The sequence below is a fragment of the Streptomyces sp. CB02414 genome, from assembly GCF_001905385.1.
Lineage (GTDB): Bacteria > Actinomycetota > Actinomycetes > Streptomycetales > Streptomycetaceae > Streptomyces.
Map to the genome: position 1 here is coordinate 20,336 of NZ_LIPF01000007.1, position 13,927 is coordinate 34,262.

General features: G+C 69.0%; 14 protein-coding genes and 4 pseudogenes. 10 read left to right on the forward strand and 8 right to left on the reverse strand.

Annotation, left to right across the window (positions count from 1 at the left end):
- Window positions 1-567: 567 nt before the first annotated feature.
- Window positions 568-771, forward strand: a pseudogene (locus AMK11_RS22545) (site-specific integrase); the annotation flags it as partial.
- Between the two features lie 14 nt (window positions 772-785).
- Here AMK11_RS22545 and AMK11_RS22550 read toward each other — a convergent pair.
- Window positions 786-1,601: an alpha/beta fold hydrolase gene (locus AMK11_RS22550; RefSeq protein ID WP_073729850.1), complete on the reverse strand. Its 816-nt coding sequence runs from the start codon at window positions 1,599-1,601 to the stop codon at window positions 786-788.
- A 153-nt stretch (window positions 1,602-1,754) separates the two neighbouring features.
- Between AMK11_RS22550 and AMK11_RS22555 the strand changes: the two genes are divergently transcribed.
- The 5 genes from AMK11_RS22555 (at window position 1,755) to AMK11_RS22570 (ending at window position 5,355) form a co-directional block, all read left to right on the forward strand.
- The gene (locus AMK11_RS22555; RefSeq protein WP_073729851.1) at window positions 1,755-2,210 is read left to right on the forward strand and encodes a MarR family winged helix-turn-helix transcriptional regulator; all 456 of its coding nucleotides are present in this window, start codon (window positions 1,755-1,757) and stop codon (window positions 2,208-2,210) included.
- A 26-nt stretch (window positions 2,211-2,236) separates the two neighbouring features.
- Complete coding sequence (locus AMK11_RS22560) at window positions 2,237-3,001, forward strand: class I SAM-dependent methyltransferase (protein ID WP_073729852.1); 765 nt, start codon at window positions 2,237-2,239, stop codon at window positions 2,999-3,001.
- Window positions 3,002-3,396: 395 nt separating this feature from the next.
- On the forward strand, window positions 3,397-3,765 hold the full coding sequence (locus AMK11_RS38325; protein WP_241847076.1) for a transposase family protein: 369 nt from the start codon (window positions 3,397-3,399) through the stop codon (window positions 3,763-3,765).
- Window positions 3,659-4,258 (forward strand): ISL3 family transposase, encoded by a 600-nt coding sequence (locus AMK11_RS39230; RefSeq protein WP_443333928.1) that lies wholly within the window; start codon window positions 3,659-3,661, stop codon window positions 4,256-4,258. Before AMK11_RS38325 ends, AMK11_RS39230 begins: the two co-directional genes overlap by 107 nt.
- A gap of 680 nt (window positions 4,259-4,938) precedes the next feature.
- A complete protein-coding gene (locus AMK11_RS22570; protein WP_073729853.1) occupies window positions 4,939-5,355 on the forward strand; it encodes a DUF4259 domain-containing protein in 417 nt (138 codons plus the stop codon).
- Window positions 5,356-6,026: 671 nt separating this feature from the next.
- Here AMK11_RS22570 and AMK11_RS22575 read toward each other — a convergent pair.
- Window positions 6,027-6,635: a GNAT family N-acetyltransferase gene (locus AMK11_RS22575; RefSeq protein ID WP_073729854.1), complete on the reverse strand. Its 609-nt coding sequence runs from the start codon at window positions 6,633-6,635 to the stop codon at window positions 6,027-6,029.
- A 159-nt stretch (window positions 6,636-6,794) separates the two neighbouring features.
- Window positions 6,795-7,565: a methyltransferase domain-containing protein gene (locus AMK11_RS22580; protein WP_073729855.1), complete on the reverse strand. Its 771-nt coding sequence runs from the start codon at window positions 7,563-7,565 to the stop codon at window positions 6,795-6,797.
- Between the two features lie 28 nt (window positions 7,566-7,593).
- Between AMK11_RS22580 and AMK11_RS22585 the strand changes: the two genes are divergently transcribed.
- On the forward strand, window positions 7,594-8,064 hold the full coding sequence (locus AMK11_RS22585; protein WP_073730300.1) for a MerR family transcriptional regulator: 471 nt from the start codon (window positions 7,594-7,596) through the stop codon (window positions 8,062-8,064).
- A 240-nt stretch (window positions 8,065-8,304) separates the two neighbouring features.
- Window positions 8,305-8,520, forward strand: coding sequence for a hypothetical protein (locus AMK11_RS22590; RefSeq protein ID WP_073729856.1), 216 nt, complete (start codon window positions 8,305-8,307; stop codon window positions 8,518-8,520).
- Window positions 8,521-8,581: 61 nt separating this feature from the next.
- Here AMK11_RS22590 and AMK11_RS22595 read toward each other — a convergent pair whose 3' ends face one another.
- Window positions 8,582-8,974 carry a DUF6415 family natural product biosynthesis protein gene (locus AMK11_RS22595; RefSeq protein ID WP_073729857.1) on the reverse strand — a complete coding sequence of 131 codons (393 nt, stop codon included), beginning with the start codon at window positions 8,972-8,974 and terminating at the stop codon, window positions 8,582-8,584.
- 1,061 nt (window positions 8,975-10,035) lie between these two features.
- On the opposite strand from AMK11_RS22595, the pseudogene AMK11_RS22605 reads away from it, so the two are divergent.
- Window positions 10,036-10,173: pseudogene (locus tag AMK11_RS22605) on the forward strand (helix-turn-helix domain-containing protein); the annotation flags it as partial.
- A 148-nt stretch (window positions 10,174-10,321) separates the two neighbouring features.
- On the opposite strand, the gene AMK11_RS22610 reads toward AMK11_RS22605, so the two are convergent.
- The gene (locus AMK11_RS22610; RefSeq protein ID WP_073729858.1) at window positions 10,322-10,573 is read right to left on the reverse strand and encodes a hypothetical protein; all 252 of its coding nucleotides are present in this window, start codon (window positions 10,571-10,573) and stop codon (window positions 10,322-10,324) included.
- A gap of 251 nt (window positions 10,574-10,824) precedes the next feature.
- Here AMK11_RS22610 and AMK11_RS37520 point away from each other — a divergent pair.
- Window positions 10,825-11,625: pseudogene (locus AMK11_RS37520) on the forward strand (IS5 family transposase).
- Between the two features lie 208 nt (window positions 11,626-11,833).
- On the opposite strand, the gene AMK11_RS37980 reads toward AMK11_RS37520, so the two are convergent.
- From AMK11_RS37980 to AMK11_RS22635, 3 genes and pseudogenes are all read right to left on the reverse strand, one after another.
- Complete coding sequence (locus AMK11_RS37980) at window positions 11,834-11,992, reverse strand: hypothetical protein (RefSeq protein ID WP_158070987.1); 159 nt, start codon at window positions 11,990-11,992, stop codon at window positions 11,834-11,836.
- Between the two features lie 190 nt (window positions 11,993-12,182).
- Window positions 12,183-12,428 (reverse strand): annotated as a pseudogene (locus AMK11_RS39235) (DUF6083 domain-containing protein); the annotation flags it as partial.
- 94 nt (window positions 12,429-12,522) lie between these two features.
- Entirely contained in the window at window positions 12,523-13,809 is a 1,287-nt protein-coding gene (locus AMK11_RS22635) for an MFS transporter (RefSeq protein ID WP_073729861.1), read from the reverse strand.
- Window positions 13,810-13,927: the final 118 nt, after the last annotated feature.

The window sequence follows — 13,927 nt, forward strand, 5'->3', positions numbered from 1 at the left end:
TGGTTCACGTGTCCAGAGGCGCGACAGGCTGGTCCCTGCTGTTGCTTGCACCCACCGTGCCGGTCCACCGGCTCACCGCTCGCGCGGCTCATGGGAAATGTGGAACCAGTTGCATAATGACGACAATTGACCACGTGCGCACATGGTCGGGCAAAGATCGGTCCCTTCTCGTTCACAGTCGCCGGGCAGCGCCGTGCGGACGCTAACGTCCCCCGGAGTGCGCACTGCTGCGGGAGGCTGGCCGTCATAGTGGAAGCGACCCCGGAACTTCTCACCCTCAGAACGAACTACGCGGCCAAGATCGATGCCGACCTGGAGCTCGTCGAAAAAGACCGCGAGCGTGTCCGTACGGAAATCGACGCGTTGCAGGATCAGCTGCACACCCTGGAGGGCAACCACGCCCTGCTGCTGAGCATGCGGGAGGCCCTGTCCGGTCACTCCCCCGCCGCCTGCCCCGAACCAGGGCCGGACCGTGCAGCCACGACCGGCAGCGGTCCTGCCGCTGCGCCCGTGTCCGACGGTGTGCCCCGCACACGGACGACGGTGCCGCTCCTGGTGGTCGCCGGGATGCCGGCCTGGGCGAAGCGGATGACTCCGCTGGACTCGGAGACCCCGGCCCGCTCGAAGATGGCTGTCGACCGGCTGATTGCGCGGCGCGAGGTGCACCTGCGGGAGAAGACGCTGGGGCGCACGCTGTACGAGACCTGCGCGCGGGCAGAGGAGATCCTCAGCGTCAACATAGAGGATCTGGACCTCGCCGGTCGCCGCTGCCGGGGAGTCTCTGGTCAGGCCGGGCCATGAGCCGATGTCCGGAGGAAGTCCAGCAGGACGCGGTTGAAGCATTCTGGCTGCTCAGCGCCGGGGAGGTGCCCGGCACCATCGATGACGCTCAGTACGGAGTGCGGGGCGAGGTGGCTGATGGCTTCGGCGACTGTGACCGGTGTGTAGACGTCATCGGCGCCGACGACGATCAGCACCGGGCATCGCACGGCGGCGAGCGTGTCACGGTAGTCAGGGCGCTCGGCCCGGCCCCGCAGGGCAGCCGCGGCACCACGGGGGTCGGTGGCGCGCATCATGCCGAGGACGTGTGCGGCGACGGCCGGCAGTGCGGTGACGTTGTAGGCGGCCAGCATCTTGTCGATGACGTCGTCCGCGTAGTCAGCCATGCCGTTGGCGAGCAAGCGGTCGGCCAGGTGGTTGCGAAATGTCTTGCCGTCGGGTGTCTCAGCGGATGCCGAGGTGTCCGACAGGACGAGAGCACGTATGCGACGGGCGTAGCGGCGGTGCATCTCCATGGCGATCTGCCCTCCCATCGAGACGCCGCCGATCACGGCCTGATCGATGGCGAGCAGGTCCAAGAGGCCGATGAGGTCGTCTGCGAAGTCGGACAGATACACCGTTCCGGGAGTGACGTCGCTGTCGCCGTATCCGCGCAGGTCCGGGGTGATGACGCGGTAACCGGCCCCGGCCAGCGCTTTGCTCTGCAGGGCCCACAGCGTGCGGTTGAAGGGGTGCCCGTGGATCAGTAGAACCGCCGGCCCCGTCACGGGGCCGTAGTCGTCGTAGTGGAGCGTGGCTCCGTTCACCGTTGCGTGGCTCATCGAGCCTCCTTGTGTGGGTTGTTGGGGCTTTCGCGGCACAGTACGACCCTGGCATTTGCTTCGCCAAGCAAATAGAGTGCTGACGTGATGTCTGAGCCACAGAGTTCCCGAGAGCCGCGTCCCGCCGACGATGCGCAGGACGACCGATGGTGCATGGCGGTACGACTGCTGGAGCGCGTGGAGAAGCAGTTGGACGAGGCCCTGCAGCGCGAGCACGGCTTGCCGCTGTCGGAGTACCGGGCCATGTGTGCGCTGAGTCGTACGGAGACCGGCTCCGCCCTGCGGATGGGGGAGCTGGCCGATCGGATCGGGCTCAAGGACAGCACGGTGACGCGTCTGGTCGGCCGGTTGGAGGGCCGAGGACTTGCGAAGCGATCGTCCGGGGCCGGTGACGGGCGGACGGTCACCACCAGCATCACGTCGGCGGGCAGGCTGCGTTACGCGGCGGTGACGCCCATGTACCGGGCTGCTCTCGGGGACGCTTTGGAGGACGCCCTGGCCAACGTGTACCTCCGCGATCTCGCCGCCTGGGTTCTGACGGGCGAGTCGGCCGTGCCAGGTGCGTCCGCTCTCCAGAACACGGACAGGGGTGCAGCTTCCACGCCCTGATCGATCCGTTTCATGAAAGGACATGTATGGCCACCGCTGCCGATCATTACGAAAGCCTGCTCGCCGAGCACTACACCTGGATGCTCGGCGGCGACATCGAGGAAGCAGCGGCGGCACAAGCCGGCCTCTTCCGCGAGTTGGGGGTGACAGCACCGGTACAGGGGGGAGCCGCCGCCGTGGACCTCGGCTGCGGCCCGGGCCCGCAGACTCTCGCCCTGGCGTCTCTCGGTTTCGCTTCCGTGACCGCGGTGGACACCAGCGCACGTCTCCTGGAAGAGCTGACGGGGTTTGCCAGGCACTCCGGTCACGCCCAGGCCGTCCGCACCGTGCACCAGGACCTCCGCGGGGCCCTGCCTCGTCTCGCTTCCCCGGACTCTCTCGCCGTCGTCGCGTGCATGGGCGACACCCTCCCGCACCTGCCCAGCAGCCAGGACGTGCAGGAACTGGTCACGGACGTGGCCAAGGCACTGCACCCTGGGGGAAGCTTCGTGGCCACTTACCGGGACCTGACCCGCGAACTCCACGGTCCGGAGCGGTTCATCCCGGTCCGCAGCACCGGTGACCGGATCCTCACCTGCTTCCTCGACTACCAGGGCGAGGACACCGTCCTGGTTCACGACCTGGTCCACACCCGCCATCCCGACGGTTGGAAGCTGAAGACCAGCAGCTACCCCAAGCTCCGTCTGTCTCCCCAGTGGCTCACCGATCAGTGCTGCGCGGCCGGACTCGACGTACGGCGCCACGCCGCCGGCCCTCGTGGTCTGTACGTCCTGCACGCCGTCAAGCAGTGACAAGGCTCCGGTCCGCCCACAGCAGCACGCCCTGAGGGCTGTCGCGTGCGGGTTCGTCTTCTCCCGGCGACCCCGCACGCCACCCCGGATCCCGCGTTCCCGCGCGTTTTTCCGACGCGTCACGGCAGCGGTGGGACGACCAGTCCAGGGGTTCTGGCTCGCATTCCGTGAGACGGCACGCTGAGTGACGACTGACGCTCGGATCAACCTCCCGGAGGTTGCCTGAAAATGGTCAGTACCGACCGCGGGGTGGCCGACAGTTCAGCGTCGTGGAAGAGACATCGCTCCGACTGGAGGGGCTGTTGTTCCCGGCGATCGTGGACCTAGCGGTGCTGTCGGTGGACGTGAACAACGAAGCTGTACACGTCGAGGCCCGCAGTACGGCGGCCGAGGCGGTGTGTCCGAGCTGCGGGAGCCATTCAAGCCGAATACACAGCTCCTACCTGCGCTTTCCCGCCGATTTCCCCAGCGCGGGGCGGCGAGTGGTTCTCTGCCTGCGGGTCCGCCGGTTCTTCTGCCGGAATGCTTCGTGCGGACGGCAGACGTTCGTCGAGCAGCTACCGGGCCTGACCCGGCGGCACAGCCGGTGGACCGACCGTCTACGTTCGACGCTGGCCGCGGTCGGGCCTCGCCCTCGCCGGCCGGGCCGGCGCCCGGATGGCACGAGTCTTCGGGGTGTCCGTCAGCCGCAGCACGGTGTTGCGGCTGCTCACGGCCTTACCGGAGCCGGAGGCGCCCTCCCCACGGGTGGTCGGCGTCGATGAGTACGCGACGCGCAAGGGCCGCGTCTACGGCACCGTTCTGGTCGATTGCGAGACCCGTCGGCCGGTGGACCTGCTGCCCGACCGGGAGGCATCCAGCCTGGCCGAGTGGCTGGCGAAGCGCCCCGGGATCGAGGTGATCTGCCGGGACCGGGCTCCGTTCTTCGCGGAAGGCGCCACGGCCGGGGCACCCCAGGCGATCCAGGTCGCTGACCGGTGGCACCTGTGGCACAACCTCGGCGAGGCCGCCGAGCGGGCCGTCTCCCACCACCGCCAGTGCCTGCGCGTCCTCGTCCTCGAACCGGCCGGAAGGGGTACCGATGATCCCACTCCGCCCGAAGGGAGTACCCACCTCACCGTGGAGGAGCGACCGGTTCGCCAACCGCATCCGGGCCAGACACGCCACCGTCCACGCCCTGCTGGAAGCCGGCCACAGCCGCCGCTCCATCGGGCGTCGGCTCCATATGACCCACCGCACCGTCAAGAGCCTCGCTGACGCGGCCAGGCCGGAAGATCTCTTCCGCGGCCAGTGGCAGCGCAACCGAACCTCCGTCCTCGACGAGTACAAGCCCTATCTCGACGACCGCTGGAACCAGGGCTGCACCAATGCCTGGAAGCTCTGGGAGGAGATCATCCCGCTCGGCTACCAGGGCAGTTACGGCATTGTCAGCGCCTACATCAGGAAGAAGCGCACCTCCCCCCGTCCGGTCACCGCACAGCCGCCGGCACCCCGCGTGGTGACCAGGTGGATCCTCAGCCGCCCGGAATCCCTCACCGAGAGCGAACAACTCCGGCTCAAGGCCGTCCTGGCCGACTGCCCCGAACTCGACGCCCTGACCGGTCACGTCCGGTCCTTCGCCCGGATGCTCACCGAGCGCCGGGGCGAGCAGCTCCCACAATGGCTCGACGCCGTCCGCCAGGACGACCTGCCCAGCCTCCACACTCTCGCGGCAGGCATCGACCGCGACCGCGACGCGGTCATCGCCGGACTCACTCTGCCCTGGAACTCCGGCGTCGTCGAAGGACACGTCAACTGAATCAAGATGCTCAAGCGCCAGATGTTCGGACGTGCCGGCCTCGCACTGCTCCGCAAGCGAGTCCTCCTCGCCCCATGACCGATGCCAGAGGCGCCTGGAATCCTGCCTCCATCCGAGACAGCCATACCAGGAGCCATGCATGGGAACGTGGGGAACCGGCCCGTTCGAGAGTGACCTCGCCGCAGACTTCGTCGATGAACTTGAGGGACTCACCCACCAGCAGGTTATCGACGTGCTTGGGCGGGCATTCCAACGAGTCACCAGCTCAGGAGCACGCATCGATGGCGGAGACGGCGCTGAAGCCGTTGCCGCTGGTGCCCTCGTCGCCAGCACCATCCCGGACAGCCTCATCGCGATCGATCCAGATGACGGTCCAAGGGGACCGCTGCCCAAACTACCGGCATCACTCCACGCGTTGGCCAGGCTCGCACTGGACCGGGTACTCCAGGACGGATCAGAAATGGCGACGGGGTGGGTGGACAGTGCCGACGCCGACCAGTGGCGCCAGGAAGTGCAACGGATCCTCCAGGCACTCGAAGAAGCAACTGGTCACTAATCGTAACCGCGTCACGAAGAGCGAGCCAGAACCCTGCGACGTGAACAGAGCCACTGGGATCGACGGAGATCCGACGCCTGCAGCTGACGGATCTCAATCGGTCGGCCGGACGCCTCATCGCTCGCCGCGGAGACGAGCACACCGTCTACCTGGACGAGCTGACCCTGGAGCTTCTTACCGACTGCCTCCGCGAACGCTACGAGCGTTGGCCTCGCAGTACCAACGCGCATCTGTTCGTCACGCAGGTCACCGCCCTCGCCCCAGAGGGGCCACCGGTTGCCAAATACAGCATTCAACCGATCCTCCCTCAGCTTTGGCTCCAGCCGCAGAAGTCGAGGACCAATCGGATCCTCGACGAAGCGCACGAGACCGCCGACCCCGTCCACCTGATGCGTGTCTTCGGGATCGCACCCGACATCGCGACGAAGTACCTCAAGGCCGCCCACCCGCACCGCTTCATCAAGGACAACACCCAGGCGTGACGAGCCGGCTGGCTCGCGGCCCCGCTTGTCACTTGGGCCCGCCTGCGTGGGCCAGCACGTTGCCGGCCAACTCCTTGGGGGACAGCTCGCCGTCCAGGAACACGGTGTCGAGGCGTGCGGCCGCTCGGGGTTGTGGCAGTTCAGGAAGCCCGCGAGGGCCGCGTAGCGCTCTCACCGGGACGCCCTGGCTCACACTTGCGGATCTCGGTACGAAGGGCGAGGAAAGAACTCAGGGGCCTGGTGCCGCCAGGTCAGTAGTGGCCCGGAGCGGCCCCTGGTGATCGGGGCGGCGTTGGTGATGTGGAAGCCGGTGGCGCGGGCTACAGCCGTGCTGGCTGCGTTGTCGGGGTTGATACGCAAGATGACCTGCTGCAGGGCCAGGACCTGGTAGGCGTAGTCGGTCATCAGCCGTACCGCGCGGGTGGCCAGGTGCTGCCGCCGATAACGGATGCCGACGGCGTAGGCCAGTTCGGCGTACGGCCCGCCCTGCGAGGGCCCGTCGGGGCCGACGACGAACAACAGGATCTCGCCGAGCGCGGTATGCCCGTCACTGGTGATGGCCAGCTGGATGCTGCGGCCCTCGGCACGGCGGGTGCGGGCCTGGTCCAGGTAGGCGCGGGCGGCGGCCAGATCGAACGGGTGGTACAGGGGCGTCCACCGGTCGACCTGGGGTTCGTCGAACAACTCCACCATCACCGGCGCATCGGCATCATTCCACTCCCGCAACTGCAGCCCCAGGCCGGTGATGCTCACGGCGGCAGGCAGACAGCCGTTGGCAGTGGGTGCGGGATCGGTCATCCTTGCTCTCCTTCGTCGTGGCACGTACGTGCGCCGGTGGGGTGGTGTAGTGCCAGGCGGCGGAGCGAAGCAGGCGCGCAGGCCGTCAAGGCCGACGAGGACGGTAGAGCCCTCGTGGCCAGCGACGCTCAAGGGAATCCGCGGGTGGCCGCACAGCTCCTAGGCGGAGGCGGCGGCCACGAAGAACGGAATGGCGATGAGAAAGCGGTCAGCCTCGGCGCGCCGGCGCTGCTCGGCGAGCCACTCGTCGGCCTGATCACGGCCGACGGCGCCGCTCGTGCAGGCTGGCTCGGCGAGCCTGGTGAGCAGCGACAGCATCGCGGGTTCCGTGAACACGCTGGTGTGCACCTCGACGGTGGCGTCGTCGAAGCCGCCATCCAGGAGCAGATTGCGGTACTGGCGGCCAGCGCGGGGCGTGCCCAGGAGGTCGGCGCGGGCGTGCACGATCGTGCGGGTGAGTGCCGCGTCGTCCGAGTCGATCATGATGGCGTCCCAGTCCTGACCGACCAGGACGATCCTGCCGCCCGGGCAGAGGACGCGCCGCGCCTCCGCCACCGCGCGCCCTGGTTCCTGAAGGACGTGGAGAACCTTGTCTGCGCGGTAGCCGCGCACGCTTCCGTCAGCGAACGGCAGATCGTCCGCCCCCGCCTTCCGGAACTCGGCCGCCGACCATCGTTGCCGGGCCGCGGCCAGCATCCACGAGTCGGGGTCCACGCCCACTGCGTGGACGCCGCGTTCGGCCAGCTCGGCGACGGCGCGTCCGGCGCCGCAGCCGACGTCCACGACAGTCGAGCCCGGGACGAGAGACAGCAGTTCGTAGGAGCGGGCCCGCAGCCGGGTGGCGCTCGGTATCTGGTCCGCCGCGTCGAGGACGGCCAGCAGGGCCTGGGTGTCGCGGCGCTCTTCTACCACTTCCTGGTTTTTGGACATGGACGCCAGGCTGCTACTTAATGTCGGCATGAAGTCAAGCGACGACAGCGCCGTCGGTGCGATGAGCATCGGCGCTCTTGCGGCACGGTTCGGCCTGGCCACGCACGTCCTGCGGCATTGGGAGTCGAAGGGCCTGCTGCACCCCGGACGGGACGCGGGCGGGCGCCGCCGCTACGGTGCGGACGACCTCACCCGCGTGGCGATAATCCTCCTTTCCAAGGAGGCCGGCCTCGGCCTGGACACCATCAGGAGCCTGTCCGCCACTGTCGACCGCGCCACCCGGCACAAGGTCCTGCGTGCCGAGGCCGAGGAACTCCGATCGAGAATCGCGGCGGCCCGGGTCTCATTGGAGCTCATCGAGGGCGGCCTGAACTGCGCGCACGAGGATGTCACCCAGTGCCCGAACTACCAGCGGCTCATCGCCGAGCGGGTCGGCTCCCGAGTGCCGGCGCACGGGCGGGCGCGAGGCGGGAACCCGCCTGTTCCGCGGGACGATTGAGCACGGATCGGCCGGGGAGCTAATGATCACGACCGTGGCACCAATCTCATGAGACCACACAGCTAAGCGGGGCCGAAACCCACTGGCAGCCGGGAACCCTCTCACGCTGTCCAGGCCAGTTGGAGGCCCGGAACCCGCGGGCTACTCTGCCTCCAGGAACTCAGCCACCCTCCGTTTCCCGGATTTTCCCTCCAGGAATCCACGAACCCGTCGGCTTGGCGCCGTGCCGACTTCGACCACATGGTCCGGCTCGGTCGGGTCCGCTCCCCGCAGTCGATCGAGGTCCGCTTCGGCACCAGCCGGGCCGGTGCCGTCGACGTCGCGCTCTACACCACGGCCCCCGTCGACGCGGTCATTTCCAACCATCCCGAGGACGACTGGGAGCAGCTGCGCGCGGTGGAGAAGGGCCGACGCTCTCCGCTCGCCTCGCTACGCCAGGAACCGGCACCCGCGTAGGTCCGCTGCGGGTACAGCCCTCCGCACCCGGGCCCGTGGTCGCACCGGGTACGGAGGGTGGTCACACGGCCTGGGGGCGCGCGGCCTCCAGGCGGTCCAGGCGTGCGTAGAGGGCACGGACGAGGCGGGCGCGGTTCTGGACGCAGCGCACGGTGCCCTCGATCGGCACGGACTGCCGGCCTTCCGCCTCTCGCAGAACAACGGCGGCGAGCGCCTTGGGACCGCTGTCCTTGGGCAGCTGGTCGGCGCGGCGGCGGACGTCGGAGGCGACGGCGCGGGCGTGGCCGGTGAGCTGGAGGGCGATCTGCTCCAGGTCGCGGGCGGTGAGGGCGTCATGGTCGGTCCAGGCGAGGACGGCCTTGACGAGGCTCTCGTACGGTTCACGGTCGAGCGGGAGCCCGGCTTCGATCAGGCCGTCGGGGTCGTACAGGACCGTGTGCGTGCTGGTGTGCATGGCGGGCCTCGATGCCGGGAGCGTCGTGTGCGGGTGGCCGGCGGTCGCCGCTGGGGGTCATCGCCGCCGTCGGCTCCGTCGTCCTGGTCCTCGTCGTGCTGGCCGAGGAACCGGGCGAAGCCGCGGTCCGCGCGGGCCAGCAGGGCCGGGGAGGGGACGCCGTAGGCAGGCGACTGGAGGCCGCGGCCCTCCGGGGCCGGGGCGGTGCTGTCGATGTGTGCGCGCAAGGGGGCCCCGCCTCTCCGGCTGGTGGTCCGTCGGTGCCGTCGACGCTACGCACCTGTGGTCCGCGCGCTCAACGAAGTTGCGGAGAATTGCGGGACTTCAACGACTCCTTCCGCTTCCCGGCCCGCGCCGTGGTCACCTACAACCTCCCCTGACGCGCACGGTGGAAAGTCGCGGTTAGCCGCTGCCGACCAGATCACCCCGGAAAATCGGGCCTGGGTGGCGTGAGAGGTCACCAAGAAGGTGACCATCGACCTGCTGAACCCGCTCTGGCGGTTGCGGCTCACACACCCACAGACCACTCAGAGGGCAGTTCGTGAGGTGATGTCGGTTTCCCGGTGAGGCTGTCCGGGCGGACGCGAAAAAACTGATCACCTGGGACATCAGCGTCGACTCGGCTGCCTGCCGGCCGGGCCCAACAGTGCGCCGCCGGAGCCTGGACGGCTGCCAGCGCTCTGGACAGACACGATTTGAACGTGTTCAATTATGAGTACGCGGGAGGCCACGCCGAAGGCTGCCCCGCTCTTGCGGCGAGTACTGCGGGGAGGCGCTGTGGGGTCGGGGGCAGGCATCATTGCCTGGGCGGTGTTCTTCTTCTACGTGCTCCTCATGGCGCCGTTCTGCATCCTTGTTGGCTCGAGAACGTCCTCGGGCATGGGCTGGTTGATGTCAGTTCCCTTGATTGCCTTGCCCCTCGCCTTGTTGGTCGGCTTCCTGATTCCCTGAGTTGCTGGAGTTCCGGTCTGTCGGCGACGGCTGAAAAGTGGACCAGGGGCGACGCTTGAAAGTTGACCCCCTCCAGGGGTCTGGCTCGTTGAGTCAGAACGGGAAGAGTGGTGATCAGCGTGGAGGACTGGGCGGAGATCCGTCGGCTTCATCGGGCCGAGCAGATGCCGGTGCGGTCAATCGCGAGGAAGCTGGGAATCGCGAGAAATACCGTTCGCAGGGCGATCGCGGACGACGCACCGCCGAAGTAGGCGTCACAGTACTCGCACAGCGGAGAGCGGGCTCCGGCGCCGTATTTGTGGGTGGGCCGGCGGCAGGTGGAGCAGGGGCCGACCTGGTCGCCGGGGCACGTGCGTGCCGAAGTGTCCGGCTCCCTGGTGGGCGGTACAGGGGCGGTCATCGGGTTTCCTCGTCGTCCCGGCGGCCACGAACGGCCGCTTCGAACGAAGAGTAGAACGTAATCCGCTCTGCCCCCGGCAGGCTGGCTTCCCGGGCCGCCGCCCGCAGGTCCGCGGCGATGCCTTCCAGCGTCTGCGGGAGGCGGGAGCGGCGGCGGACCGCCATCCCGTGGTCCCAGCGCAGATCCACCCAGCGCGGACCCGCGTCCGGGAAGTGCACGGCGCGGGCGGTGGCCGCCTTGGTCACCACACACGACACAGGGCCGGGGAGGCGTCTCCTGGACGCGGGCCAGCGTCTCCCGTCGCGCGGGCGGCACCGGGGCCGCCTCTAGGCCGTCGGGCTTGCTGTGGTGGTCGAACAGGTCGGCGGGCTCCATGACGTCTCCGTTTCGCCTGTCCTGTGTCAGCGAACTTTGAGCGTGTGCCATCGGCCCTTGAGTAACTGGCTCTAACAAAGCTGCTGATCATGAGTCTGTCGGCGTTCTGCTCGTATGTCTGGGTATGGGAAACCGTCAGTCGCGGCCGTGGGTCGTGTCGGATGAACTGTGGTCGCTGGTCGAGCCGTTGCTGCCGAAGCCGGGTCCGAAGAAGGCCGAGGGCAGACCGCGGGTGCCGGACCGGCAGGCCCTGTGCGGGATCCTCTTCGTCCTGCACACCGGCATTCAGTGGGAGTACCTGCCCCAGGAGCTCGGCTTCGGCTCGGGCATGACCTGCTGGCGGCGCCTTGCGGCCTGGAACGAGGCCGGCGTCTGGGACCAGCTCCACCAGCTGCTGCTGAACGAGCTGCGGTCGAAGAACCAGCTGGACTGGGAACGGGCGGTGATCGACTCCTCGCACGTGCGAGCTGCCCGACGGGGCCCAAAAGCGGGCCCAGCCCGGTCGACCGCGCACGGCCGGGCAGCAAACACCACCTCATCGTCGACGGACAGGGCATCCCGCTCGCGGTGTCGCTGACCGGCAGTAATCGCAACGACGTCACACAACTCGAACCGCTACTCGACAAGATTTCCCGCCGTCGCGGGCCAGGTCGGCAGACCCCGCCGACGCCCCGACGCACTACTGGCTGACCGCGGCTACGACCACGACAAGTACCGCCGCCTGCTCTGGCAGCGAGGGATCCGCCCCGTGATCGCGAGACGGGGCGAGCCACACGGCACTGGCCTGGGCATCTTCCGCTACGTCGTCGAACGCACCATCGCCTGGCTCCACGGCTTCCGCCGCCTACGAAGCATTCCTCGGCCTCGCCGTCTGCCTGATCACCCACCGCCACGTTCGACGCCTTTGTTAGGACCTTTAAGTTGACATCTACATGAGAATTACATGCGGCACGGCAGTGAGAGTCAGCAGCCGGAGCCCGGGCGGTGGCGGCCACCCACGGCAGTGGCGGCGCGCCGTGTGGGCTGCGTGCAGGAGGGGGTCGAAGACCTGCCGTCCGGCCAGGGCGAGGTCGGCGGCGTTCGGCGCTGCTGCATGGGCGGGGCGATGCTGGGTGCGCCGGCGCTCTGCTCCCCTACGGCAGACGGCTGAGGTCACAGACGGCCATCGTCCCGGTGGGCAGGGCGAGTTGGCCTCGCTGGGGGCCGGCGGGCAGGAGCTTGAAGACCCCTTTGGGGGCGCCGGGAGCCAGTACGGGCAGCGGACAGCGGCGGCGGTGCCGGGTCTGGGCCACACACCGGAGGTCCTCCATCGGCCGGCGGCGAGACAGCGGCCCAGCAGCAGATGCACGACGGGACGGCAGGCCGGGCGCTGCTGGCGTCCGGCTCGTGCGGGGGCGGCGCGGCCGGGGCGAAATCCCCTGAGTCGATCAGGCGGCGGGATCGGACGCCGAGCCGGCGGCGCATCTCCTCGGCGTGGGAGGTCAGGCGGAGCGTCGGGATGCGGGCCGGGCAGAGCACGGCGTGCGGGACGCGGCACCAGGCGCTGCCGTCACCGTGCGGGTGGACGATGCCGCAGCTCAGGTGCCAGCGGCAGGAAACGGGGACGAGGGCAGCGGCCAGTTCCGGCGGGGGCAGGGCGGTGGGGCGCTGGTAGAAGTCGGTCCACCCCCGTCGCGCGGCCCCGATGACCGACCTGCTCCCCGGCCCCACCCGCCGGCGGCCGGCCATCCCAACCACACAGCAAGTCCCTGACCAGCCCCACAACACCCCACCCCAGAACGCCAGCACCGGCACGAAGCCGAGAGAGCGCACCAGGGGACTGTCAGTCGGCCGGCTGCAGTTCCTTCGCGGTGGTCGTAACGCGGCGTTGTTCCAGGCGGGTCGACCAGCGGCTGGTGTACAGGAGTCCGGTTCCGGAGGCGAGGAACAGGCCGGCGAGCAGCAGCCAGCCCGGTGAGCCCCATCCGGCGAGCAGCGCAGTGAGCAGACCGGGGGCGAGCATCATCGCGGCGCCTTCGCCGACGCCGAACATGCCCTGGTATTCGCCGTGGGCGTCTTCGCGGGTCATGCCCACGGAGAGGCCGTACCCGCCGGCGACGAAGAAGAGTTCGCCGAGGGTGTGGACCGCGGCGGCGACGAACAGCAGGGCGATGACGGTGCCGGCGGCGGCGCCGTCCGTGGTGGCGAAGAGAAGGCAGGACACCGCCAGAGTGACCCCGGCCAGGGCCGACATGCGTCCTGCGCTCGGGACCGTGGTGGCTGCCTGGGTGAAGCGGTTGAGCAGCAGCACGATGACCACACCGTTGAAGGCCAGCAGGACGCCCATGGTCCAGGGTGGCGCCTGGGTGTGGGAGGTGAGCCAGACGGGCAGGCCCGCGTCGAGCACACCCCAGTTGAGTGCGAGGACGCCGTTGAGGACGGTGAGGACCAGGAACGGGCGGTCGCGCAGCACCAGCATTTTGCGTGTGACCTGGCGTTCCCGGAGTGACTCGACGTGCGGGACGCGCGCGATCAGGGCGGTGAAAGCGAGGCTGGCCGCTCCGCAGAACAGCACCATGCCCACGTAGCCGGGGCGGTTGTCGAGGGTCAGCACCACGATGCCGATGACGGAGCCGGCGACCGCGCCGATCTCCTTGATGACGTGGCAGTTGCTGATCGATTTGAGCCGGTCGGGGCCGTCGGTCAGGCCGGAGAGCACGGCGATGCGGATGCCCGGGGACGCCTTCTCCGCCGTCACCACGACAGTGGTCGCGATCATGGCTGTCCAGAAGTCGTGCACCAGTGCCAGGGACATGGTGGCCAGGCCCTGGACCGCCGCGACGGCCATCAGCACCTCGCGGGGCCCGATGCGGTCGGCGAGGTAGCCGACCGGCATGCCGGCGACCATACCGACGAGACCCGCAGCGGTGATGCCGATGCCGAACTGGGCCGGCGACAGCTGGACGGACCGCAGGAAGAACAGCGCCCAGCAGGCGTACCAGGCGCCGCGGCCGACCGACAGTACGAGGGTCGCGACGTAGACCGAGCCGACCGGTCCCTGCCAGAAGCCGCGTCGGGTCCATCCGGGCCGGCTCTGCCGCCCGGTGTCCTGCCCCTCCGTCGCCGTCATAGTCGTCCTGCTCCTTTTCGCCCGTGTCCGGTCAGCATCGCGGGTGCGGCGGAGGGCTTCATCTTCCGTGTTGCGCAGTTTCGGCCGGGCCGCCGGCAGTGCGCATGGCGGAAGAAGA

Excerpts from the sequence above, each read along its gene's own strand:
- AMK11_RS22635 (WP_073729861.1), bottom strand. The coding sequence starts at position 13,809 with ATGACGGCGACGGAGGGGCAGGACACCGGGCGGCAGAGCCGGCCCGGA.
- AMK11_RS22560 (WP_073729852.1), top strand. The coding sequence starts at position 2,237 with ATGGCCACCGCTGCCGATCATTACGAAAGCCTGCTCGCCGAGCACTAC.
- AMK11_RS22575 (WP_073729854.1), bottom strand. The coding sequence starts at position 6,635 with ATGACCGATCCCGCACCCACTGCCAACGGCTGTCTGCCTGCCGCCGTG.
- AMK11_RS22585 (WP_073730300.1), top strand. The coding sequence starts at position 7,594 with ATGAAGTCAAGCGACGACAGCGCCGTCGGTGCGATGAGCATCGGCGCT.
- AMK11_RS22550 (WP_073729850.1), bottom strand. The coding sequence starts at position 1,601 with ATGAGCCACGCAACGGTGAACGGAGCCACGCTCCACTACGACGACTAC.
- AMK11_RS22570 (WP_073729853.1), top strand. The coding sequence starts at position 4,939 with ATGGGAACGTGGGGAACCGGCCCGTTCGAGAGTGACCTCGCCGCAGAC.
- AMK11_RS22595 (WP_073729857.1), bottom strand. The coding sequence starts at position 8,974 with ATGCACACCAGCACGCACACGGTCCTGTACGACCCCGACGGCCTGATC.
- AMK11_RS22555 (WP_073729851.1), top strand. The coding sequence starts at position 1,755 with ATGGCGGTACGACTGCTGGAGCGCGTGGAGAAGCAGTTGGACGAGGCC.
- AMK11_RS22580 (WP_073729855.1), bottom strand. The coding sequence starts at position 7,565 with ATGTCCAAAAACCAGGAAGTGGTAGAAGAGCGCCGCGACACCCAGGCC.
- AMK11_RS22590 (WP_073729856.1), top strand. The coding sequence starts at position 8,305 with ATGGTCCGGCTCGGTCGGGTCCGCTCCCCGCAGTCGATCGAGGTCCGC.
- AMK11_RS39230 (WP_443333928.1), top strand. The coding sequence starts at position 3,659 with ATGGCACGAGTCTTCGGGGTGTCCGTCAGCCGCAGCACGGTGTTGCGG.